The organism is Rania fehmarnensis, from assembly GCF_056494185.1.
In genome coordinates, this window is sequence record NZ_CM151398.1 from 8,702,701 (window position 1) to 8,725,848 (window position 23,148).

Below are 23,148 nucleotides of genomic sequence, written 5' to 3' on the forward strand. Positions count from 1 at the left end.
GCGCCGCAAAGGTTTGCTCGATGGTCGTGCGATCTTTCTCGCGATTGTAGTCGGCTACGATCCCCTGGTATCGCTTGTAAGTCTATCATCAGCGGGTTGCGATTGACCATGGCTTGCAGCTTTTTCTCGACGACGTCACGAATGTCTTGTAGCGCGAGATTCTTTCGTGGAATGCTGGCGAATTCGTCCTTCAGTTTTTCAAAGTCAATTCGGCTTAAATCAATCGTCAAGCCTTCTGCATGATCGTCACCCAGCCCCGCCGCCCTGATCGCCGCATTGACGATTCTGTGCAGTTCTTTGACCACCCCGTCAATGCCATCGAATACTGTGTTACCTACTATGCCAGGGCACGAGAAAGTACAAGTGCGACGATGAACAGCAGCCCAGCTCCAAAGGTGGCATATGCATATCTTTCCAAAGCCCGATCGATACGGTCAGGAAAGCTGTACCGGAGCCGTGCAGCGTAGACGGGAACTGGAATCAGCAACGCCAAAAGTAACAGCGTGGACCAGATGCTCTCTCGCCCGATGATTGCAACCAGTGGCATCAGCAGGCCGCAAGCTATCAGGTACACTGTCAATTCGATAAACTCAAAACTATCTCGCATCCGTCTTACTCTGCTGCCAACTCTAAAGTCCGAAGTTGAAATTATGAAGAAGAGGCTGAATCAATGAAACCCGATGACACACCAACTTCGAACGCCTTACCTCCAAGAGATGCACACAAGCGAGGATTGCACCGGACCATGACTCTTGGCGGGGCTTATGCGACTCGCAACTATACCGTCAAGCACTTGCAAGATTTGAAAGGCAAGACAGTTCTCACCGAGACCATGCCCTTTACGACTAGTGAGGCGGTGGCCGCCGAAGAAGCTGGAATCGATACGCTGAAAGTCAAGTTTGATCCAAGCAACCCGGCCAGTGCTATCGCGATTCGCAAGGCAGCGCCGCATACATTTATGACGTTCTGTATCGGGCTAACAAAGATTGCTACCGCGGCCGAAGCGATTCGTGCTGGCTACGATGCCATGGAAATAGGGGCAGATGGGATCATGTGCCAATGGGGACCAGAGCTGATTCGAGCTGTTTCAAGTGCTGGAATTCCTGTTGAGGCTCACGCTGGTCTCGTCCCTCGCTTGAGCACATGGACCGGTGGCCTTAAAGCGGTCGGAAAGACCGTCGAGGAGGCGCTATGGGTATTCAAGCAGATTCAGGCCTTCGAGGAAGCAGGAGCCTGGGCAGTCGAGGTTGAAGTCGTACCTGCCGAGTTACTCAAGCAAATCTCCAGTCGCACAAGTCTGGTAACCTCGTCGATTGGCGCTGGTAGTGGTGGAGACATTCAATTCATGTTCGCGGAAGATATTTTGGGCAACCACGCTCCTCCTTACCCACGTCATACCAAACAATATCGGGACCTTTTCAAGATGGAACAAGCGCTGCAAGCAGAGCGAGTCGGAGGTTTTCGAGACTACATTGCCGATGTCAAAAGCGGACGCTTTCCAGGTCCTGAACATATCGTCAAGGCACCCAGCGGAATGATCGATCAGTTCCTGACAGCCGTCGATTGCAACCAGACCGAGTAGCGGCACTGGAAAGGAATGCAGTCAGGAAGATCGCCGGTTAAAAGGGGTCAGGTCTCGACTAAACTTTGTCCGTTGTTCTATGCGGTGTTTGGCACGGGAGGGCGAATGCTCCTGCTGAGCCCAACACCGTTAAGAGGAACGGACATAGACTCGGGGGCTCATCCGTTCGCATCGTCGCCTATCAAGCTGATGCTGCGATCACCACATTTCCCCGGAACTATGTCCGTTCTGCTGAACGGTGTTTGGCTCAGGAGGACCTTCGCCCTCCCGGACCACCGGTCGGTAGAGAGTCTGGTTAGTAGGTGCTGAGCGGCTGAGGACAGCCGCTCTACGGAATAATGGGGTCAGGTCCACACCTGACCCCATTGATTTGCATCGAGTCTCGGAGAGACTCGACTACGTGGCATTAGCGGTTTTCTATAAACGACTTCGCAACGCCAAAATACCATTAATGCGACCACAAATGCTTTTTTGTGAATTTTTGTATATTTCTTTCTGAATGGCTCCTTGCGTTACGTCCTACTCTATGGCGAGAGTGGATCGTTCCACTCTGTAGCGGAATTACAATCGCGATAAAAAAACGCTCATTGGGGTTTGAGCCCATATCCTCGAGGGCACGCGCGAAGAATAATTGGCTCGCGATCGCTAGTGCCTCAGTCCTCCTTGAGCTTTGCCCCGGTGAAATATGGACGGTTCGAGCACGGTATACAACGCTGGTCCTGCGCGCGCTGACTCAAAGGGCAGCGAAGACCGCGAGGCAATCTTCCAGCCGCTCACGTTTCGCAGCGGCTTGGTGGTCAAGAATCGGCTGTTCCGCTCGAACATCTCCGGACGCTTCGATCATTACAATGGTCAAGGCACTTCGGCGCGCCTCAAATGGGAAAGCAGCTTTGCGCAAGGCGGCGTGGGTTGCATTATTTCTTCGTTCACGCCAGTCACCATTCGCGGTCGCATCATGGTCAACTATGCGACTATCGATGCCGATGACAAAATTCCTTTCTGGAGGCGCGTAGGTCAAGCCGTACATGCGGCTGGTCAAATGGCGATGCCCGACGATCCCTCGCAGAGTGGACCGTGCCGCTTTTTGATGCAACTCAGCCATTCCGGACGGCAACAAGATGTCGGAGGTGTCGAAAATCAATATAAAAAAGCCCTTAGTTCCACCAGTTCACCTGACTACTTTCACGGCATTCAATGCCAGGCGATGACCACGGCTGAAGTTGAACAGACCATTCGCGACTTTGCCGAAGGCGCCAGGCGCGCCCAAGACGCTGGACTCGATGGCGTCGAATTGCATGGCGCCAATGGCTACCTGATCACGCAGTTCTTGAGCTCAGCGATCAATGATCGCAGCGATCGCTTTGGTGGGCGATTGGAGAATCGGGCTGAGTTTGTCTTGGAGATCATTCGAGCGATCAAGGACAAGACCGGCAAGTCCTTCCACGTGCAGCTCAAGACCAACGCAGCCGATTTTAACAACGCACTTTACCCCTGGCATAAGAAAGGAAACGTACTGGAAGATGCCATCTCGATCTGCAAGTGGGCGACCGAAGCCGGCGCCGATGCAATTCATGTTTCCAGCGGCAGCATCTTTCCGCACCCGCGCAACCCGCCCGGCGACTTTCCGCTGCAAGATGCCAAAAATTGGTATGACGGCATGCTATCGAGCGGTACGAAGACACACTTCAACTACTTTATCTTTCGCAATCGCCTGCTAGGGCCACTGTTTCGCTGGTGGTGGAACCATCGTCGAGGGCTGGCGTATGACCAAATCAAGACCGGTATCAACCTCGGGGTAGCCGAGCAGATTCGCCAGGCTCTCGATCCGGAAATCAAAGTGATCGTCACCGGCGGCTTTCAACACGCTTCGGTTATCGGGCAAGCTCTGCGCGAAAAGAAAGTGGATGGCGTATCGATCGCGCGGCCTTTGATCGCTAATCGCGATCTCCCCAAACTGTTTCACGCTGGCATGGATTGGGATGACGCTGCATCTACGCCCGCTAACGCGTGGCCGATCCGCAATCGTCATCCGTGCAGTTACTGCAACAAGTGCCTGGTCAATGACCTGGAGAATCCGCTCGGATGTTATGACTTGGATCGATATTCAGATTACGACACGATGATCAAAGAAGTCATGGAAGTCTTTGACGATCTCGATCAGTTCGAACCGTAAATCAACCTGCCCAAGGTCGCACTGCCAAAATGCCCAATCGTTATATTTCACCCGCCGATGCAGGTGCGCGAGTCATCCGCAGGCGGCGACGCTATGTGATCGCTACCGCGCTATTCATCCTCGCGGGTTGCGTGTACTGGTTGTACTTTGCTCAAGTCCCAACTGAGTATGCGGGCGACGCAGATCACTTCCTGCATGGTTCGATCGGTTCCGACAATGCCGCTGGTATACCGCTGTCAATTTGGAAGATATTACCCGATACATTTCCTGAATATCTACCCGATGCTGGCAAACAATATCTAGCTGCAAAGGCTGCGAGTCAAACGACCGGCAAACCAGTTTCCCATCGCGATGGCTACGCAGCATTTGGCTTTTTGATGCGCGACGGTCATGATCTGCCAGTCGGCTTTTCCCAACGACGATATCGTATAGACCTGGTTGGATTGAACTGCGCAGTGTGTCATACCGGTACTGTAGCTGTCCAAAATCATCCGCAAGCAGAGGCCGTGTACGGCGGTGCATTACCGACTGAGTTCATTGGCCCCAGCGACTCTAGCGGCGCTGGCCATCTGCTAGTCTATGGCATGCCTGCCAATGGCATGGATTTGGAAGCATATTTCACGTTTCTGTTTCGATGCGCTGAAGATCCGCGATTCAATGAAGCGACCATACTGGGCGCGATCGACGCCGCCGCCGAGCGCGGTGTGGGGGCCAAGGTCAGTGGCATTGAACGCCAACTGACCAAGATCGGTGTTCGCCAGCTACGTCAGACGTTGCTCGCGCGACGTCAGCAGCTGCATTATCTCTCAGGGCTGGACCATCAACTCGACGAGCCGGTTGTTCCGCGATTTGGTCCCGGTCGCATCGATACGTTCAGTCCTTACAAGTCGATCCAGTTTGGCTTCCCGTTTGACGGAACATATGGCATTGCAGATTATCCATCGATCTGGAACCAGCGACCGCGCGAAGGTATGCATCTGCATTGGGATGGCAATAACAGCTCGGTATTCGAACGCAATATCAGCGCATCGATTGGTGCTGGTGTCACACCTGTTTCGATTGACATGCCGCGAATGTTGCGCGTGGCGCGTTGGATTGGTGCGCCACCGCTCGAAAACTCTGGCTATGAATACGTGTTTCAGAATCGTCCCGCCAGTGGTCCCGACCCACATCGCCCCTACATGGGCGAGATGCCAATTCCGCAATATCCTTTTCCGATTGATCAAACGCTGGCCAGTCGCGGAGCCAAACTGTTTCGCACCTATTGTGCGCGTTGCCATGGCGATTGGACGTCAGGTCCCGCTCCTCACGGCAAGTCTGTGGAGACCTTGCCAGGCCTGGGACAAGTGGTACCGTTAGCGGATATCGATACCGATCCCGCTCGCCTGAATTCCTACACCGAGGCGCTTCGAAACAATCAATTCCGATTGGGCTCGTCTCAGTGGTGGCGATTTTCTAACTTTCGCAAGACCAATGGCTATGCCAACAGTCCATTGGATGGCATCTGGATCAGGGCGCCCTACCTGCACAATGGTTCTGTGCCGACGCTATTTGACCTCTTCAGCCGTCCCTGCACAGCCGAGGATTTTCAAGAACTCGGTATCACATCTGAGACCGACGTGAACGCGCTGGCCCGCGATGCCGATCGAGTGGCCGCCATAATTTCCAAAGCGCGTCAGCGACGCGCGCGGCCCCCAATCTTTTATCGTGGCGATGATCACTACGACCAGGTATACGGCGGCTTTCGCTGCGATCGCGCAGTCAACGATCAAGGTCGCGCCAACTACTTGTATTCGACCATCCGCATTGTCGATGGTCAGATCGAGTCACTACTGGGCAATGGTCATCAAGGCCACTACAAACGCGTCTTTGAAGACGGCTCTAGCTATGGTGATGAGCTGTCGGCGGAGGATCAGTGGGCCCTAGTTGAGTTTCAGAAGTTGATTGGCTCCGCGCGCGACAAGGTGCTACCATGAGTACTCGACTCGAATCGCTCTATCGCTTCGCGCTCTTTGCGACACTCATCTTAACAGCCTGGTTCGCTATCCCCGGCACATTCTGGCCGCATGCCGTGCTGGATGTTTTAGGAGTTCCGGTCCCACGTGGTCTGGTGTGGACGGCATTTGCCTTTCAATTGTCACTGCTGGTATCGCTTTACTCCGTGCCAGTGATGATCGATTGGCGACGGTATTTGTTTAATGCCGTGGTAGGAGCAGCGACCCACTTGCTACTGGCCGTCTATTGGTGGTGCCTGTATCCATGGCAAACGGGTCTGTCCGCCTGGGGATTAGGTTGGTGTGAAGCATTGATGGGAGTCGTACTGTTCAGTTTGTTAGGTCTAGTCTGGAAAGAGTCGACCTGCCCAATCACTCCACCAATTGCTCTACCCGTTAAGGAGAGCGTTCTATGAGATCGTTACCGCCTCAAGCTGCTGCGCGATTTCGAAAAGTGATATGGAGCCTGGCGGCCCTGGCAGTAGTGGCTGCGGCTCTCTTGGGCCTGCTGGCTTGGGAGAAGTTGTTTCGTGAGTATCCACAAGAGTTGGATCGACACGACGAACTGGCTGCGTTGAAGTATGGATCCATAGGCACCGAAGAAGCCGGAGGCGTGCCGTATTGGATCTGGCAAGTGCTACCGCAGATATTTCCGGAGTATTTGCCGGCGCCTGGTGGCTATACGTCGCTGGGAATGGTGTGGGAAAACGGATCGGAGATGCCCGTAGGTTTCACGAAACGCCGCATCGGTTTTGAACGAGTCGGCATCAACTGTGCGGCGTGTCATACGGGCTCGTATCGCCTTTCCTCAGCAGACGGTGGCACGGGTATCACCCAAGTTGTCGCCGGTGCACCGGCCAATCGCTTCGATGTGCAAGGCTATCTCCATTTTCTATCTGCTTGTGCCAATGATCCACGCTTCAATGCGGACACCATCTTAGAGGCCGTCGAATACAATCACAAAATGTCCCCCAGTGACAAGGCGCTCTATCGGTACGCTTTGATTCCTGGAACCAAAAAAGCCTTGCAGAAGCAGGCTCAAGAAGCGCGCTGGCAGCAATCGCGGCCAGCCTGGGGCGCAGGTCGCATCGATCCGTTTAATCCAGTCAAGTTCGGAATGCTGGGCATGGATCCGGCGAACGATCCGACAGTAGGCAACTCCGATATGATGCCGTTCTGGATGATGCAGGCCCGAAGCACCGCGCGCGGCTACCATCTACATTGGGATGGACTCAGCACCAATTTGCTCGATTGTTCACTGGCAGGCGCACTGGGTGATGGTGCCACGACCAAGTCACTGCCGGTGAACAAGATTCAGCACATGATCGAAATCGCAAGACAGCTGGCGCCACCCAAGTGGCCCGCAGCGTTTGATGCCACTCTTGCGTCCAAAGGGCAAGCATTGTTTTCGGAGCACTGTGGGCGCTGCCATGCGCCCAATAGTGAACTGGTCAATCGACCCGTAAACCTTCAGGACGCTGATGGAGGAGTCCATAATACGGATGGTAATCGCCTGGCGATGTGGAACATATCGGACCAGCATGGCGAATTCCCGTATCAAATCTACAATCGCTTTGGTGACCAATACTATTGGGATCTGAATAGTTTTGTACCGACATCGTCTTATATATCGGTGCCCTTGCATGGCTTATGGCTGCGAGCGCCTTATCTGCACAATGGATCGGTGCCCAGCATGTTGGACTTGCTTGAGAAACCAGCGACGGGCGAGCAAGCGCAAACGTGGATCGAGGCACAGCAGCCGGGATTGTTCGCTTGGATCAATGCCAACCTGACATCGTATCAGCGGTCATCTCAAGTCACAGCCGCAGATTGGCAGCGTCTGGCACGAGCAGTCCCTGGTGTCGTCGCGGCGGCGCGAACGGCCAAGACACGCCCACCGCTGTTCTTTCGAGGACAAGACCTGATCGACACCGCGCGCCTCGGTTTCCAATGCGATCAGCTCGATCCAGCAGCCCATGCACGGCCATTTGTATATGCCACCTTTATCCATGGCAATTCGAACAGTGGTCATTTGTACGGCACGGAACTAAGTGCTGAGGACAAGCTTGCGCTCGTCGAGTACTTGAAGACTTATTTAGAACAGGGAGAGGTCAATGGCCGTTGAACTTTTGCGCTCTCCTACGCTCACCAATACGTGGGCCAAGTATTTTCAGATCGCCATGTGGATCGGCATCGCGCAGAACCTGGTCATGGCGGTGCCGGCCATCTTTCTCCCCAGCGTGACGCTGCGCTTCTTCGGGCAGACCGTCCCCTCTGATTTGACATGGGTATCGGCTGCCGCGCTGACGCTCGTTTGCCTGGCATGCATGTATATTCCGGCTGCCTGGAATCCGCTTGAATATCGTTGGACGACATGGCTGTCCATCTTCGCCAGGCTGCCGGGAGTGCTCTTCTTTTGGTTCTGGCATCCGCATCACTATCCACTGTTTGGTTGGATTGACTTGATCATGTTCACCGTGCAACTGCCTCTGTGGTTGCTGGCGTTATCCAATACCCAACCATATCGCAAATAGGGTACCCGCTTTCATGTTGCGAAACACCTTTGAATGGTTAGATAGTCGTCGCTGCACCAACTTGATCTCGCGCGGTGCACGTTTAGCGCCGCGTCCCTGGTTGCTCGGTTGCCTGGCATTCAGCCTGCTATTAACGGGTTGTCGCGACCCGATACCTAAAGACGAAGCGGCAGCGAAAACTCCGATCACGGAACAAGCCGCCCAAGATCGCTTCCCGATGGCCGAAGCGGATCACTTTGCAGGCATGGATGGCACGGCTGACCCAGCGGGTAAATTCGACGACTCGCGCATAACTTTGACACCCGACGAGATTCGAGGCCGCAACGCCTGGATGATGTGGTGCGGTGGCAATGAAGCCTTCTGGGATTGGCTAGCCCGAAACGGATACGGTTCGATCGATCTCTTGCAAGTCATCGATAGCGCCAAACGCGATGATCGCTTTGCGCGAGCCGGTATGGTCACCGAACCTGGCGCGCGTCCACCCACTGCGGATGAAACCAAGAAATCGTACGGTGTGCGCTATGATCGAATCGATGCGCCGGGTCCGAAACCCAACAAAGATGTATACGGTTATCCCACAGGCATCGTAGGCTTGCGGTTGTTTGTCAATCCAGAATTCAAGGGTCATGCGATCACGCGTTGGGATCCAGCCCGCTATTACAAGGACAAACGTTACGCGACCGATCCAGCCACCATACGACCTTACCGCGTCGGTATGAGCTGCGCGTTTTGTCATGCTGCGCCTGATCCTCTGCGGCCACCAACGGATCCCGAGAATCCGCAGTGGGCCAACCTCTCGGGCACGATTGGCAACCAGTATCTGCGAGTCCGCGAAGTGCTGGGCAATATGCTCGATAGTGACAACCTTCTTTATCATGTCATTGACTCGCAATTCCCAGGCACTATTGATACCTCGCTGATCGCATCGGATAACATCAACAACGCCAACACGATGAATGCCGTCTTCGGACTGGGGGCGCGCGTGACTCGCTCTCTTCACAACCCCTTTGAGCGATTGGATGCGGAGAACGAAAAGTATCCTGGCGTTTATCACACTCCACCTCCAGGCGCTGTGTTACCTGATTTCAATTCCAATCCTCGACCCGTGCCGCGAGTGCTGGTGGATGGTTCGGATAGTGTCGGTGCTTGGCTGGCATTTGCTCGCGTCTATCTGAACATCGGCAGCTATCACCAGCAGTGGGTGCGAACTCACAACCCAATTCTCGGTTTCCGTCAGCAGCATCCGTTCAAGCTGAGCGATATTGAATCGCATTCGGTTTATTGGAAAGCGACCAAGTATCGCGTTGATCCCATGATCGCTTTTTTCTTGAAAGCGTCTGCACCTATGCTGATGAAAGATGCGCCGCCCGAGAAAGACGTGGTACTACCGACGACTCAACCTTGGGAAGATCCACACGCGCAAGGTCGTCAAGTTTTTGCCAAGAGCTGCATGGCTTGTCATTCCAGCATCCAGCCTGGAGATGACCCAATCCTCGAAGCCAAACTGAAGATCGATAACATCGATCCACTCATGGACAAGAATCGAGTGAGTTTGCAGCTAAACAGTACCGACCTGGTGCAACTGACCCACGGCGATGGCGAGCTGCCCAAGGATTATCTCGCGTGGGCATCGGCTGTCGTCAACCAAGAGCATTTCTGGAAAAACAACTACCTGTCCAGCGATGCGCGCATCCCCGTAACGCTGGTACAAACCAACTCGGGACGCGCTGTGGCGACCAATGCCATGCATGGCAATGTCTGGGAAGATTTTTCGTCGTTCACTTACAAGGAACTGAAGCCTGTTGGACCGATTCGGTATTACGATCCGTTTGCCGCCTCGGAGAAAGAGTATTCGCCTCCCGGTGGTGGACCAGGTTATTACCGTGTACCCACGTTGATCAGTCTGTGGGCCACCGCGCCTTATCTACACAACAATTCCCTAGGAAACTTTACCAATGATCCATCGGTAAAAGGACGCTATGAGGCATTCAAGGATGGTATGGAAAAGCTGCTGTGGCCCGAGAAGCGATACGAGTCACACGATCGTGGAACAGTTGAATTGACTGACAACGTCCAGTCCACCCAACTCCAGTCCGACCATGGACTGATCTGGCGCACGCCCCAAACGACGACCTTTACTGTCTTCAGTCACCAAGTTCCGCCAATGATCCGAGGTTATACCGGATGGTCGAATTGGCTGGTTAATTTTCTGCCTTGGGTACCATCGTTTGTATGCGTGGCACTCGGCCTGGCGTTCTTCTTCCTCGAGAGCATTCAAGCCAAATGGTTGAAGTTCAAGAAATGGACAGCCAATGCACAGCCAGTGATCACGTTCCTGCACATCGTGGCACTAGTGGCGATCGCGGCACTACTAGCTCTGATCATTTTCAAAATCTGGCAGTATTGGATGGCGATGACTATCGTCGAGGAAACTTCCGGTTGGGGGCTGCCTTGGATTCGATTGCAAGCGGTGTTGGTGGTCGTGCTGATTGGTTTTCTTCTGTACCTCCTGGGTAATCGCTATATACCAGGCAGCGAACTGTTGAATCAATGGAATCAGTGGATCGCCATGGGTTGCTTTGCGTTTGCTGTTGTCTTTGCGTTAGGTCTGGGAATGTTTGCGGCGGGGCGGGGCAGCGATCTGAAACTCGGGCCTTTTCCGAAAGGCATGCCCGTCAATCTGATTGCCAATATCGACCCCAAAGCGTCGCATAAAGACATCGTGGCCGCCTTTGAAAAGCTGCTGCATTACTTCCGCGAGTTCCGAAGCAATCAAGATCACGAGGTCGGCTTGCATCACTTTGAGTCGGAAGTAGCGCCGGCGTTTATGAAGATCAGCAAATGCCCAGACTTGGTATTAGATCGAGGCCACGATTACGAATGCATTCGTAATCTCAGCTCAGATGAAAAACTCGCCCTGATTGAATTGCTGAAAACACTCTAACGTAGCCTCCGCTATCCCCTGCTAGCGCATCGGGTTATGAATGAATACAGACGAGCCTATGACTCAAACCAACCATGACACCATCCCTGAGGATTGGCAAAAGGAAACGTCGCCTATCGACTTCATTGTCGTCGGCGCTGGTGCCGCTGGCTGCCCACTCGCAGCCAGGCTAGCTGAACGTGGTTATTACGTAGTCGTCATCGACATGGGCCCCAAACACGCGGATCTGGCCAGCACACAAGTGACCGATCCAGTTCAAGTCCCGCTGCTCCATCCTGAAGCCACAGAGGATCCACGTTTCGCTTTAAAGTACTTTGTCAATCAACGCGATACTGAAGCCGATCAACCGCCAGCGGAGCAAGTGTTTTATCCGCGAGGGCAGGGCGTTGGGGGTTGTACAAATCACAATGCGATGATCACCTTCTGCGGACCGAATGAGGATTGGGATCAGATTGCTGAAATGGTTGACGATCCGTCCTGGAATGCGATGACGATGCGGACTTACTTCGAACGGATCGAAGATTGTGACTACGCCCAGCCGCGATCCACTTGGGAGCGATGGAAGGCCAAACTGATTGGACGCACTGGCTGGGAAGGTTGCCGACATGGAACCAGTGGCTGGCTGACGACGACGCTGCCTGATATGCATTTTCTGAAGCAAGACAAAGCCATGTTGGGTGTAGTGCTGAAAGCAGCTACGGCATCGATGCGTAGCGGCGTCGATCAGTTGTCAAATTGGCTCAAGTATTCAGCATCAGGACGAGTTCGCGCTGTGATGGATCCGAACCATTGGGATAATATGGAGCGACAACGAGCCGGTGTAACACAGATTCCGTGTGCCATCGATCGTCGTGGCCAGCGTAGTTCACCACGCCAGCGTTTGCTGGATGCCGAAGCTAAATGCAACGGTCGCTTGCACATACTCAGCCATGTGCTGGTTACGCGAGTCGAACTGTCAGGGGATCGGGCAGTCGGGGTGCAAGTCATTGCGAAAGCTCACGTCTATCAGGCTGACCCAAACCATCCAGGTACGGACAACTCCGCCGATACGCCCACGCAGGTCATTCGTTGTCGTGGCGAAGTAGTACTCGCTGCTGGTGCATTCAACACTCCGCAACTGTTGATGCTCTCGGGCATTGGTGATCAAGAGTTATCGGCCACCAACATCCGTCATCCGATACCTGGTGTCGGTCGCAATCTGCAAGATCGGTATGAAGTTTCGGTTCAAGCGACCTTGAAGAAGCCCTTTCAATCACTGCAAGGCATTACGCTAACCAGCAATTCACAGTATGCCACCAACGATGTGGTTCTAGATCAGTACCTGCGAGCGATCGCGGCCAGCGGTCAGACTGGCAATTCATCCGGACACTCACCAGGCATTTACTCGAGCAATGGTGCACTGGTGGGTTTGTTGTTTCGAACGAAAGAGGAAGATGAGATCGCGGATATCTTCATTATGGCGCTTGCCGGACAATTTGCCGGCTATCGTGTGGGTTGGTCGACACCAGAGACGTTGATTCCAGGGCTCGACGCCCTCGCACCTGGCGCTCGCGCGGAACATCGCACTGTCAGCTGGTTAGTCCTTAAGGCTCGCACCAAAAACTGCGCGGGCACAATTCGACTCGCCTCCAGCGATCCGACTGCCACGCCTGAGATTCACTTCCGATCGTTTGCCGAGTGTGAAACGGATAACGCCGCATCGGATTTGAACGCGCTGGTTCAAGGCGTTGAGTTCGTGGATGAGATGCTCCGCGAAGGCATCAAGACAGGTGATATTCAGAGTGTAAGTTATCCCGGGCGCGTCGATGATCAACCGCTTCGCGATTGGATTCGCCAAACAGCTTGGGGCCATCACGCGTGTGGCACTTGTAAGCTAGGGCGAAAGGATGATCCCTTGGCAGTGGTCAATTCTCGCTTTCAAGTCCGAGACATCAAGAATCTGCGCATCGTCGATGCGAGTATCTTTCCGCGCATTCCGGGTTACTTCGTCGTGACCAACATCTATATGATCGCGGAGAAAGCTGCGGATGTACTAACCGAAGATCATCCGCGCACGACGCAGCAGATTGAAGTCTCTCGCGAAGCGGATGCAGCCGCGCCGGTGATTCCTTCCACTGCGGCGTATCGCGAGCGGCGCGTCTTCCCGAGCCAATTCGAGGCTGAGGAAGCGGCCCTGGTGCGAAATCGCAGAAAGGCGGCCGGACAATGAACAAAGTCGATAACGAAGAAGTGGTGGTCAAGATCGACGAAGCCGTGGATAAGCCCACTGAAGGAATACCGACTGCCCAGCAGTCTGCGCCCGAACATAACTGGTTGTGGAATCTGCCAACGGCTCCCGAAAAAAGCCAAGAGGGCTATCCACATAACACCTTGGGTCTGGCCATCTCAGGCGGCGGCGTGCGCTCGGCCACCTTTGCGTTGGGATTTCTACAATCCCTTGCCCGCCGTAATTTGTTGCGACGCATCGACTTGATGTCGACTGTTTCGGGCGGTGGTTACGTGGGTTCGTTCTTGGGTCGATATTTCGATCAATTGCGAAGCCTTCCGAATATCGATGCGGCGGGGCAACACCCTGCACATGAGATCGTGGCTAGTACACTGACGAACAATCGATCGACGACAATCACGTGGCTCAGAGAACATGCCAATTACCTGGCCTCGACAGGCTCGAGTGAATCGCTATTCAACATAGCCACGTTCTGGCGCAACTTCTTGGCTCTGCACTTCGTATTGGGTGCATTCTTCTTTACGATCTTTGGCATCATGAATAGTGCCTTCTATTGGGAAGGCCTCACCGAAGCACTCAAGTCATCGCGTTCCTTGGTGGAATCGGTATCACCGGTGGGTCGAGCGATCGCAGGCCCGGAACTTACGATGTGGTGGTTGTTGACCGAAGCCACGCTGTGGTACTTTCTGTTGCCAGTCGCTTTAGGTTACTGGATGGTTTCGGAGGATCAACAGAGTCGGGTGATCTTACCGGTTCTGGCCATCTATGGCTTGCTCACCTTTGCAGCCACCTTTGCTCTTAAAAGCGCACTACCGCTAGGCATCTTAGCCGCCACGATGTTGGCCGTCGTCTGGGGTATGTCACAAGTTCGACAGCAGATTGGATCGGCCAATCCCAATAGCGGATTTCGTCGTCTGTGGGTCCGTCACTTGTTAACGCAGGTGTTGGCTACTGCCACCGTCACGCTGTTCGTATTGGGTGTGCTGGGACTGATCAATGCGATCGGGTATTTCCTTACGCAAACACTGCTCGTGGAACAACTCTCATGGACCGACTTCTTAGGGCGTATCAGTTTGCTTGTCGGACCTTTCCTGTTGGGCGCGCCGCTACTGCGTGGCCTGGCCGGTCTGGTATCCAATCAGAAATCGGGTAGTGGTTCACTCTTGAATCAACTGGCCAAGGTCCCTTATCTATTGACGGGAATCATTTTTCTGACTGGCACGATCTTGCCGCTCTCCGTGGTGGCTTTCTTTTCACACGCAGTCTACGGCAATGGCGGCAACTTCGGACAAGGTATCGCGGCCACCATCTGCGGCATTATTATCTCGCTGCTCTTAGGAGCTCGCAGCACGCGTGCGTTTGTCAATCGAAGTGGTCCTTTGCCACTGTATGCTTCACGACTTTCGCGGGTATTTCTAGGCGCTGTCAATCCTGCGCGACATCGACAATATGGACAGAGCGACGTGACTTCGTTGATACCCGGCGATGATGTCGATCTGGATAAATACAAACCGCACCTCGCAGGCGGACCGCTGCATCTGTTTAACATCGCCGTGAATGAAACCGTCGATGTTGCATCGCAACGTGGTCAGCGCGATCGTCAAGGTGAGAACATGGCCATCGGCCCTGTGGGACTAAACATTGCCCAACGCTGGCATGCGAAGTGGGGCACCGTGCAAGATAGTTGTATCCAAGTCAAGCCAATCACCGATGGTGTGAGCCCGCATCCGTTTTGGCATCGATTTGGCAAGCAGGTGTTGGTTGAACGCTTAAGTGTTCGCATGTGGATGGCCATATCGGGAGCCGCCGTTAGTTCAGGGGCCGGTCGTTTGACTGGCGCAGCCTTTTCGCTCCTGATCACACTTGGGAATTTTCGATTGGGCTATTGGTGGGACTCGGGATTATCGACCGACGAGCGGGCTTTGACACCGATTCGTCCAACCATCTTTGAACGCACCAAGCGCTGGCTGATGGAACTACTGACCACTCAATCGCTATTAATCTCTGAATTGCGAGGGCGATTCGGCGGTCCATGGCGGCGCTATATCTATCTATCCGATGGCGGTCACTTCGAAAACTCCGGTGCGTACGAACTACTGCGTCGTCGCGTTCCGCTGCTGATCGTCATCGATGGTGGTCAAGACCGCAAAGGGCATAGTGTGGGCTTGGGCGAACTGACTCGCCTGGCCCGTATCGACTTTGACTGTGAATTGGACCCGGTCGACATAGCCACACTACCGACACTCGGAGTGCCACCAGGAATCGCCAATGCCTTAGGCATACCTGCCGATTTATTGCCTAACGACAAGGGCATAGCCCCACGTCATGCCACATTGATGAAGGCCACCTATCCCGCCTGGCAAGGCCCTGGCCCTGATCCGTGGTACGGTCGAAACCATTCTTGGATGCTGTACGTCCGTTTGAGCATCACCGGCGATGAACCGATGGACATCGTCAGCTACCAGGCTCAATACTCCGACTTCCCCAATCAAAGCACGCTCGATCAAGACTTCGATGAACCTCAATTCGAGAGCTATCGAAAACTGGGCGAGCATATTGGTGAAAAGCTATTCCCCTAACTGCGCACTTGTAGCCACCGTCACCAGACGGTGGACTCTCGTAGCCACTGTCGCCAGACGGTGGACTCTCGTAGCCACTGTCGCCAGACGGTGGACACTCGTAGCCTCCGTCGCCAGACGGTGGACTCCGCTGGCGGCGAAATCCACCGCTTGGCAGCGGTGGCTACCGAAATCAGCGGTACCACCTAGTCGGTCGACGAGCACGGAAATCCACGTGCCTGGAGATTTGATGGAGTATGGAAATTCGAGCAAGCCACGATTCAAGCTCGACGCGCTCGACTCCAGGCAGTCGAGACTGGGGCCGAGAATAAGGCGGCCACGATTGTCCCATACTCTCAATCAAGTTCGGAGATGGCTGCGACCATCCAGTCCTTGAATACCGACCGATTCAACGAGAGTAGTGTTAACTTGCAAAAGTCACGAAGTGAGCCGCCGAGTACGGCGAATGCGGCCTCGGTTAACTCACCAACTGACAGCGCGACGATGGGACTTGCCTTATCCGGAGGTGGGATCCGAAGCGCAGCATTTAATCTCGGGGTACTGCAAGCGTTCGCTGAGCAAAAGTTAATAAGCACGTGGACACATCCAATTCGGGATTAGGGCACTAACCGGATGCCAGTGAAGGCATTAATACGAACCGCCCAAGTTTGGAAAATACGTCCGTTAGTTTATTCACTAACGATCCGAGATTCTTTCATGCAGATGCGGGTAGCTCGCTATATTTGACATGTTTCCAAGTATGCTCGATTTTGTTTAGTTCTGGCGAGTATGGTGGCAATGGATACAGGATGAGTCCCTTCTTCTCCCACTCGGGTAGTTTGTGTTCGACCAGCTTGCAAGTGTGTGGTGATGCATTGTCAAGGACAAGAACCGTCGTCTTATGGATCTGGCTCGCATAATCATCTAGTACCTCGACCACAGTTTCGCCGTTGATGGAACCTCGATGCATGTAGGCATTTACGCTACCGGATTCTTCGATGCCTAGGACATGTATCGCTTTTCGCTCTCCGCTTAGATCGATGGTCTCGCGCGTGCCAATATTCTGCCAGCCCGTATGGGACAACTGCCGTCAATGAAAACGTCGCTTCATCGAAGTATGCCACATTGACTTCAGGCATTTCAGCCAACTCGCTAAGCTCTTGCTGGACCATATCGAAAAGCTCGGGATTTCGGAGTTTTTTGAGCGACTTCCGAAAACGCTTCCACCGCATGCCAGCCTTGCGTGCCCAACGACGCAATGTTCGACGACTGATTGATTCTCCAGTTCGATCCTTAACTCGATTGATGACCTCGTTAGGATTGTTGGGATGTTCGTGCAGTAAGTCTATTGCTAACTGCTGACCAGCTTCGTCCAATTTGGCTGGACGACCTGGTCTCTCCTCGTCCTCCAGACCTTCGCGTCCACGCTCTTCCCAGCGAGCCAGCCAACTTCGGGCTGTATCATCATCAATGCCAAAGATGCGATTGAGCTCGGGTACTGATACTTTTTGAGAGCTCAGTACAACCGCGTGCGCTCTACAGCGAACTAAATGAACCTCATGAGTTCGCCAGGTCTTAAGCAAAAACTCAAGATCTTCACCGCTCAATTCAGTTATAAACCTCGTGCAAGGCCGCGCCATGACAGTCTCTCCGTTGGTGCCGAGGAGATGACTTTTGCCAGCCAATGCAAACATAAAAAAACTAAGAGTCCCATCCCTTCTTTTGTGCACTATTTGTGCCCTAATCCCGAATTGGATGTGTCCACGTGCTTAGGTGGGTCGGCGTACCGTCTCCTGCGCGCAAGGTACCGTAGTAAATTGCTGCCCGAATTCGACGTGCGACGTGCTTAGCGATCCTTTGGACTGCGCGGTACTGCGACAGCCTTGGTCGATTTAGGTGTAACCTGATACTTGACCAGTTCGTTGATCACCTTCTCGACTTCTCTTGCTTTACCTGTACGTATGGCTGCTCGTAAGCTGGCTTGAGCTTTCTCAGAGGATATCCATTGCATAGTCTCTGTATCGAATTCACGCGCAGGTGCGATCGCCAGAGCCAGCATACATACAAGTACTTCAGCGGAGGTGCGACAGCCAGACTTGCGAAACACACCACGCGGTAACATGACCGCTAGTCGACAAAGCTTTTGGATCGGCAGAGGTGGTCGGGACACGTCTTCGATCAAGCCTTTACACCAGGTATTGAACTCATCGTCCTCTCCCTTTGCCAGCCCTCCAAACGTCTCGTGTGCAATCTGAGCGGCTTTGATCAGCAAATCTCGCCCACCAATTTGAAAGAACGAGGTGGGCCATTCGGGACGAAAACCAGCATGGCGTCGATTGCATTCCACGGCGATACCATATAAATCTGCAGGCTGGATTTTGTAATCGTTTTCGGCGGTAACGGCATCCAGGACCGACCAGACATAATCGCGGATCGCTAGCTGGCGGCGGTGATTGGAGTCGGATTCGTAAGCATGCACCGCGGCCAAAGTCTGACCGCCAACTTGCTTGTCGAGTAGCCAACCGATTCGGGCATCATCATCGGCAATAGACCCCTCTTGTCGACACTCATTGCGATAGCTGGATCGAAATGAGTCTTCCAAACGTCGTATACGTTCTTGTTGCAAGCTTAACTTGGTCGGTGTCCCACGTTTAGCAGAGCCGTTCTGCTGAGCGTGCGTGTCGCCTACCTGAGCCGCCGCACTACCGGTGCAATCGAAGTCGCTGATATCACGCGCTAACAGCCGTCCGATATGTTCACCGAGTTGACGAAACGACTCAACTTGCTCGCGTGAGTAGAACTGATTGGATATCGGTTCGTCTGGGAAATTCGGATTCGTCTTTCGGAACTGCTCGATGTCAATATCTTCGTCGCCAGTCAGTGACATTTGAACATAGACCAGCAACGCTTCCTTGGGCACCTGATGATCGTCGAGTGTTTGAGGCTCCGGGTAACGAATCCGACCCAAGACGAAATGCTGCGGCGACTTATTATCGAGCTCCTCAGTGCGTCTTAGGCGACGCGTATCCAGTGGACGCTCATGATCCAAATCCAGTACTTGGACACCATGATCTAAACGGAGCTTGCGAATCAGATCGGCAAGCACCCCGAATTCAAAGAGCCCATTGTTACAACCGGCGTCGGAAACAATGATGATGCGACAGCGTCTCGCAATAAGTTCCTCGACACCCAGGAATTCGCGAAAGCCACCGTCAGCGACCACGACATACCGGCACTTCTCCGTCGGGCACTGGGCCGTGGCGATCAGGCGCCCATTCCAGAACTCACGAGCCATATCGATCAGTGAGAATCGTCGGTTGGGTGGCTGCGGCAACATGGTGTTGGGGACCCATTGTTCCAGCCGGAAATTGAATAAGTGCAACAGGAACTGCAGACTCGTATTGTTCGACATCCAGGGTGTCACCGCTGCGCCAGAGAGCACAACCGCATCTTCAACTCCCACTTTGCGATCCCAGAATTTACTCGTTGGCAGATAGGTCGCCAGGTTCCGCTTGCGGCATGGCAACCAGCCGCAGTAGAGTGGCGAAAAGACAAATGAATACCAATCCGACGCGTAACTGCCGTCCAACTTCGCGGGATTACCTGCATCTACATCGCTGCTAAATCCATCGATGTAAGTGGGTACTTGCGGCAGCATCATACCGGCCACAAATAGGGGATACGGTGCACCGTGATGATGAGGATTGAGCGCATCCAAAGGCACCACATTCTTGCTACCATGCTGCAAGAAGGTCGCATGCACGCGACTCTTATAAAAGTGGAACCAGGCGCACGTCCAGTTCATGTCCACCAGGGCAAGGCACAACAGGTGAATCACGATGGCCCAACCGGCAATTAAGCTGCGAAACCATTGATCTTCGCGGACCACAACTGGCGTGCTGACCATCACGCGTTCTTTAAAGACGCGGGGGTAAGCCACTTCCAGACACATGCGATTGAATGTCCAGAGTTCCAAATCGGTAAAGGAACTGAAGTCCAATCCCGATTGTCCCCTGAAGGCCTTTTCCAGAAGCGACTGAAAACCATCGAGATCTTTGTAACGAGCGCCACCTTTGACCAGCAGCTTTCCACCTTTTGCAATCCAGGCGTTGATAACCGAATGCGTATCATTCTCTGTCCATGTCGATTTGATACCCGCTTTCCGAATGCTGCTAACTTCGATATCGTTCACTTCCTTCGGCTGAAGCGCAATTCTTCTGGCCACCAGTTTCAGCAACTCCATAGACTTGTTAGCCGCGTCGGTCGTCGTGGGCTGCAATGCGTTACGCACTACCGAGGAATTGTTGGTGGCTGTGCCAGAGGTCGCTGTACCAGAGGCTGCAGTACCAGAGGCTGCAGTACCAGAGGCTGCAGTGCCAGAGGCTGCAGTGCCAGAGGTTGCAGTGCCCACCACTTTGCGAACTTCGGCTTTCGAGATATCCGTTTCCATACCGTTGCTGAGAGAATTATTGAGGGCTGCGACCAGCACTTCTCCTTGATGCAAGATCTCACTGCTAGATTCGATCACATCTTGAACATTGCTGCGCGTGGGCAAGATCGTAGCGCCTAAGACTTGCACATAACGTGAAAGTGTGGCGTTATATAACTCGTACCACGAGTGCCACATCAATTCCTCGTTGCGCAGAATTTGCTCAGCCGCAGCCCGCTGCTTCTCAAGAGCCAAGATGTTTGCAACTGCAACATCGACACTCTTGAAGTCGTCGTTCCCTATCAGCCAGCGGAGGTCATCGCGGTCCGTCGATTCGCCTACATTAGCCTTAGACTCTGCCAAAAGAGCGGCCAATTCGGGATAGTTTTTGATATCTTGTGCGACCAGTTCTGGCGGCCGTCTCGTGACGAAGCCAGAAACGTTTTCGCGGCCAATGAAACCGACTAATGCAAAGATGGCGCCCCAGGTGGTGCAGCATAGCACGACAGACAATGCCATCTTTTGCCAGACTGTGGCGTTGGCTCTTTCACTGCGCAACAAACTTGGCAGACGCAGTAACGGCGAGAAAGCCAAGGCGACCAAAATCACGATGGGCCACTGAAGCGATTTGAGGTCTAACGATTGTGGCAACCAGCCAGAACCTTGGGAAATATTGAAATCTCCGTTGCCAATCATTATGGAAATGCCTAGTAAGAACGCTCCAATAATGATTAGCGCTGGTCGACCCGGACTGGTGCGTAGAGCTCGCTGACGAATCCCCATCCAAGACAAGACCACGCGTCTGACAACGAGCACGGCCAGGGCCACAACGGCACAACTGAACATACCCACACGCAGATCGGTATTCAAATCCAGCAAACCTAAGCGGAGTCGAACTGCGGGTTCGTCAAAGACTCGAAAAATGATGGCGATGATCGCGGCGAAGGCCACGACCAACGATATAACGGCGGCCGCCATACCGATCGTTCGCAGAATGTACGAAGTTACAATCTCCATGGGGCGGTTAAGATACTGGCCATGTAACAGGAACTTTTCGGTACAAACCGATAAACGTTTACTGCGACGCAAGATCTCTGTACTGCTGGCCGCCATCTTGGGCTGAGATTTTTGAACCTGCGCACTTGTGCCCGGTAAGGCGTTGGTCGCCCCCGGTACAACATCAGCGTCATCGCCTTCTTGCCTAAGTGCTTCGGCACGGTTTAGCGGCCCAGACCGGTTCGCTTGATGCAGCGAATAAAAGCCGTTGGCATATCCTCCTCCTGATACAGACGCCATGTAGTCGACGTGCTTCATCAAACCCGACTCTTCAAACGCTTGAAGCAAACCGAGGTTATACATGGCTGAACGGATACCGCCGCCCGAGAGCGACAGCCCAACCAGGTCATCTGACGAAGGGGCCGGGTATTGCGATGCCCCATCGCCCGACTTAGCAGCCAGGCTATTCCAATACTCGCGACGCTTACGAATCGCCAACTGTAACTCGTCCTCGTGGACCTCACTCAGCGTCTGGCACGTTTTGTTTTCAGGCGGAGTCATACGATTTACTCGCGTTGACAGTAGATTTTAAAGCTGTGGGCCAAGCCTATCGCGTTTGTAATCACATTTCAATCATTTTCTAATGGAGTTTTCCACCAGATATAAAATTAAAGAGGCTCTGCAGATAAACTATGTTCAGTCTGCGTAAACTACGCGGTAGATTTCCGGGCCCAGTCGGATCGCCTCCCATATTGGAGACGATTATTCTTGACGGACCGTCAAAGTTCTCGGACAGTTTTTTAGAAATTATCTGCACGCTGCGGTTTCGCCGGCCCCAGGTAGTCTCCTTTCGCTCCGCGAAAGGCAAGGTTCCCTTTGCGGAGCAAAAGTAGACACCCACTGGCTCTTAGTTGCTGGGCGAGTTGACGCTTAAATCCTAAGCACGCCAGTGCCACCCCAAGGCCTTTGCATCTCGATAGTTGAAAGCTGTACGATCTCCAGGCGAAAAAGGGGTCAGGTCTATTCCTCGGCTTTCAGCGATCTGACTTATCCACGCCACGCACGCTAAAGCCAGAAAAGAGACCTGACCCAGACCTGACCCCTTTTCTCACGCCGTTGGCCTTAGCTTATCATGATCAGTATGAGCGACGTCACAGAAATACTGAATCGAATTGAACAGGGCGATGCCAACGGAACTAGCGAGTTGCTGGTGGTGGTTTATGAAGAGTTGCGCAGTCTCGCGCGACACAAGCTATCGCATGAACTGCCCGGTCAGACTTTGCAAGCCACGGCGCTGGTCCATGAGGTCTACCTGCGTTTGCTGGGCCAGCGCGACGCCTCGACCTGGGAGAATCGCGCTCATTTTTTCGGCGCCGCCGCTGAAGCCATGCGTAGGATACTAATCGATCAAGCACGCCGCAAGAATTCTCAAAAGCATGGCGGCAGTGTCAAACGAGTCGAGCTGGATGACAATATCGCGTTGCCCGGTCACGCGGGTGTTTCACCTGAAGAATTGATGGCTTTAGACGAAGCCCTAAAAGAATTCGAGGCGCTTGATCCTGTGCGGGCGCGCGTGGTCAAATTGCATTACTACAGCGGCTTTACGCTCCCCGAGACAGCCGATGCACTGGGCGTCTCCTTAGCCACCGTCAAACGCCAATGGGTCTTTGCCCGCTCGTGGCTCTTTGGAAAAATGCGCGACCGATGAGGC

14 protein-coding genes are annotated in these 23,148 nt (G+C 53.6%); 10 read left to right on the top strand and 4 right to left on the bottom strand.

The window, feature by feature from the left end:
- Nucleotides 1–337: 337 nt before the first annotated feature.
- A complete protein-coding gene (locus SH573x_RS29400; protein WP_479351690.1) occupies nucleotides 338–607 on the bottom strand; it encodes a hypothetical protein in 270 nt (89 codons plus the stop codon).
- A gap of 138 nt (nucleotides 608–745) precedes the next feature.
- Between SH573x_RS29400 and SH573x_RS29405 the strand changes: the two genes are divergently transcribed.
- The 9 genes from SH573x_RS29405 (at nucleotide 746) to SH573x_RS29445 (ending at nucleotide 16,033) form a co-directional block, all read left to right on the top strand.
- Nucleotides 746–1,582, top strand: a complete 837-nt coding sequence (locus SH573x_RS29405; protein WP_479351692.1) for a 3-methyl-2-oxobutanoate hydroxymethyltransferase — start codon at nucleotides 746–748, stop codon at nucleotides 1,580–1,582.
- A gap of 685 nt (nucleotides 1,583–2,267) precedes the next feature.
- A complete protein-coding gene (locus SH573x_RS29410) occupies nucleotides 2,268–3,755 on the top strand; it encodes an NADH:flavin oxidoreductase (protein WP_479351694.1) in 1,488 nt (495 codons plus the stop codon).
- A 29-nt stretch (nucleotides 3,756–3,784) separates the two neighbouring features.
- Nucleotides 3,785–5,731 carry a c-type cytochrome gene (locus tag SH573x_RS29415; protein WP_479351695.1) on the top strand — a complete coding sequence of 649 codons (1,947 nt, stop codon included), beginning with the start codon at nucleotides 3,785–3,787 and terminating at the stop codon, nucleotides 5,729–5,731.
- Nucleotides 5,728–6,165 (top strand): hypothetical protein, encoded by a 438-nt coding sequence (locus SH573x_RS29420; RefSeq protein WP_479351697.1) that lies wholly within the window; start codon nucleotides 5,728–5,730, stop codon nucleotides 6,163–6,165. Before SH573x_RS29415 ends, SH573x_RS29420 begins: the two co-directional genes overlap by 4 nt.
- Nucleotides 6,162–7,874, top strand: coding sequence for a c-type cytochrome (locus tag SH573x_RS29425; protein WP_479351699.1), 1,713 nt, complete (start codon nucleotides 6,162–6,164; stop codon nucleotides 7,872–7,874). Before SH573x_RS29420 ends, SH573x_RS29425 begins: the two co-directional genes overlap by 4 nt.
- Nucleotides 7,864–8,283, top strand: coding sequence for a hypothetical protein (locus SH573x_RS29430; RefSeq protein WP_479351701.1), 420 nt, complete (start codon nucleotides 7,864–7,866; stop codon nucleotides 8,281–8,283). Before SH573x_RS29425 ends, SH573x_RS29430 begins: the two co-directional genes overlap by 11 nt.
- Before the next feature lie 13 nt (nucleotides 8,284–8,296).
- Nucleotides 8,297–11,227: a hypothetical protein gene (locus tag SH573x_RS29435; RefSeq protein ID WP_479351703.1), complete on the top strand. Its 2,931-nt coding sequence runs from the start codon at nucleotides 8,297–8,299 to the stop codon at nucleotides 11,225–11,227.
- 58 nt (nucleotides 11,228–11,285) lie between these two features.
- A complete protein-coding gene (locus tag SH573x_RS29440; RefSeq protein WP_479351705.1) occupies nucleotides 11,286–13,436 on the top strand; it encodes a GMC family oxidoreductase in 2,151 nt (716 codons plus the stop codon).
- Nucleotides 13,433–16,033: a patatin-like phospholipase family protein gene (locus SH573x_RS29445; protein WP_479351707.1), complete on the top strand. Its 2,601-nt coding sequence runs from the start codon at nucleotides 13,433–13,435 to the stop codon at nucleotides 16,031–16,033. The genes SH573x_RS29440 and SH573x_RS29445 overlap by 4 nt, the downstream gene beginning before the upstream one ends.
- A 694-nt stretch (nucleotides 16,034–16,727) precedes the next feature.
- On the opposite strand, the gene SH573x_RS29450 is transcribed toward SH573x_RS29445, so the two are convergent.
- The 3 genes from SH573x_RS29450 to SH573x_RS29460 form a co-directional block, all read right to left on the bottom strand.
- The gene (locus SH573x_RS29450) at nucleotides 16,728–17,096 is read right to left on the bottom strand and encodes a transposase (protein ID WP_479351709.1); all 369 of its coding nucleotides are present in this window, start codon (nucleotides 17,094–17,096) and stop codon (nucleotides 16,728–16,730) included.
- Nucleotides 16,996–17,652: a helix-turn-helix domain-containing protein gene (locus SH573x_RS29455; RefSeq protein WP_479351711.1), complete on the bottom strand. Its 657-nt coding sequence runs from the start codon at nucleotides 17,650–17,652 to the stop codon at nucleotides 16,996–16,998. Before SH573x_RS29455 ends, SH573x_RS29450 begins: the two co-directional genes overlap by 101 nt.
- 206 nt (nucleotides 17,653–17,858) lie before the next feature.
- Entirely contained in the window at nucleotides 17,859–21,998 is a 4,140-nt protein-coding gene (locus tag SH573x_RS29460) for a patatin-like phospholipase domain-containing protein (protein ID WP_479351713.1), read from the bottom strand.
- A 580-nt stretch (nucleotides 21,999–22,578) separates the two neighbouring features.
- On the opposite strand from SH573x_RS29460, the gene SH573x_RS29465 reads away from it, so the two are divergent.
- Nucleotides 22,579–23,145, top strand: a complete 567-nt coding sequence (locus SH573x_RS29465; protein WP_479351714.1) for a sigma-70 family RNA polymerase sigma factor — start codon at nucleotides 22,579–22,581, stop codon at nucleotides 23,143–23,145.
- Nucleotides 23,146–23,148: the final 3 nt, after the last annotated feature.

Excerpts from the sequence above, each read along its gene's own strand:
- SH573x_RS29465 (WP_479351714.1), top strand. The coding sequence starts at position 22,579 with ATGAGCGACGTCACAGAAATACTGAATCGAATTGAACAGGGCGATGCC.
- SH573x_RS29445 (WP_479351707.1), top strand. The coding sequence starts at position 13,433 with ATGAACAAAGTCGATAACGAAGAAGTGGTGGTCAAGATCGACGAAGCC.
- SH573x_RS29440 (WP_479351705.1), top strand. The coding sequence starts at position 11,286 with ATGACTCAAACCAACCATGACACCATCCCTGAGGATTGGCAAAAGGAA.
- SH573x_RS29410 (WP_479351694.1), top strand. The coding sequence starts at position 2,268 with ATGGACGGTTCGAGCACGGTATACAACGCTGGTCCTGCGCGCGCTGAC.
- SH573x_RS29455 (WP_479351711.1), bottom strand. The coding sequence starts at position 17,652 with ATGGCGCGGCCTTGCACGAGGTTTATAACTGAATTGAGCGGTGAAGAT.
- SH573x_RS29435 (WP_479351703.1), top strand. The coding sequence starts at position 8,297 with ATGTTGCGAAACACCTTTGAATGGTTAGATAGTCGTCGCTGCACCAAC.
- SH573x_RS29400 (WP_479351690.1), bottom strand. The coding sequence starts at position 607 with ATGCGAGATAGTTTTGAGTTTATCGAATTGACAGTGTACCTGATAGCT.
- SH573x_RS29415 (WP_479351695.1), top strand. The coding sequence starts at position 3,785 with ATGCCCAATCGTTATATTTCACCCGCCGATGCAGGTGCGCGAGTCATC.
- SH573x_RS29460 (WP_479351713.1), bottom strand. The coding sequence starts at position 21,998 with ATGACTCCGCCTGAAAACAAAACGTGCCAGACGCTGAGTGAGGTCCAC.
- SH573x_RS29425 (WP_479351699.1), top strand. The coding sequence starts at position 6,162 with ATGAGATCGTTACCGCCTCAAGCTGCTGCGCGATTTCGAAAAGTGATA.
- SH573x_RS29405 (WP_479351692.1), top strand. The coding sequence starts at position 746 with ATGACTCTTGGCGGGGCTTATGCGACTCGCAACTATACCGTCAAGCAC.
- SH573x_RS29430 (WP_479351701.1), top strand. The coding sequence starts at position 7,864 with ATGGCCGTTGAACTTTTGCGCTCTCCTACGCTCACCAATACGTGGGCC.
- SH573x_RS29420 (WP_479351697.1), top strand. The coding sequence starts at position 5,728 with ATGAGTACTCGACTCGAATCGCTCTATCGCTTCGCGCTCTTTGCGACA.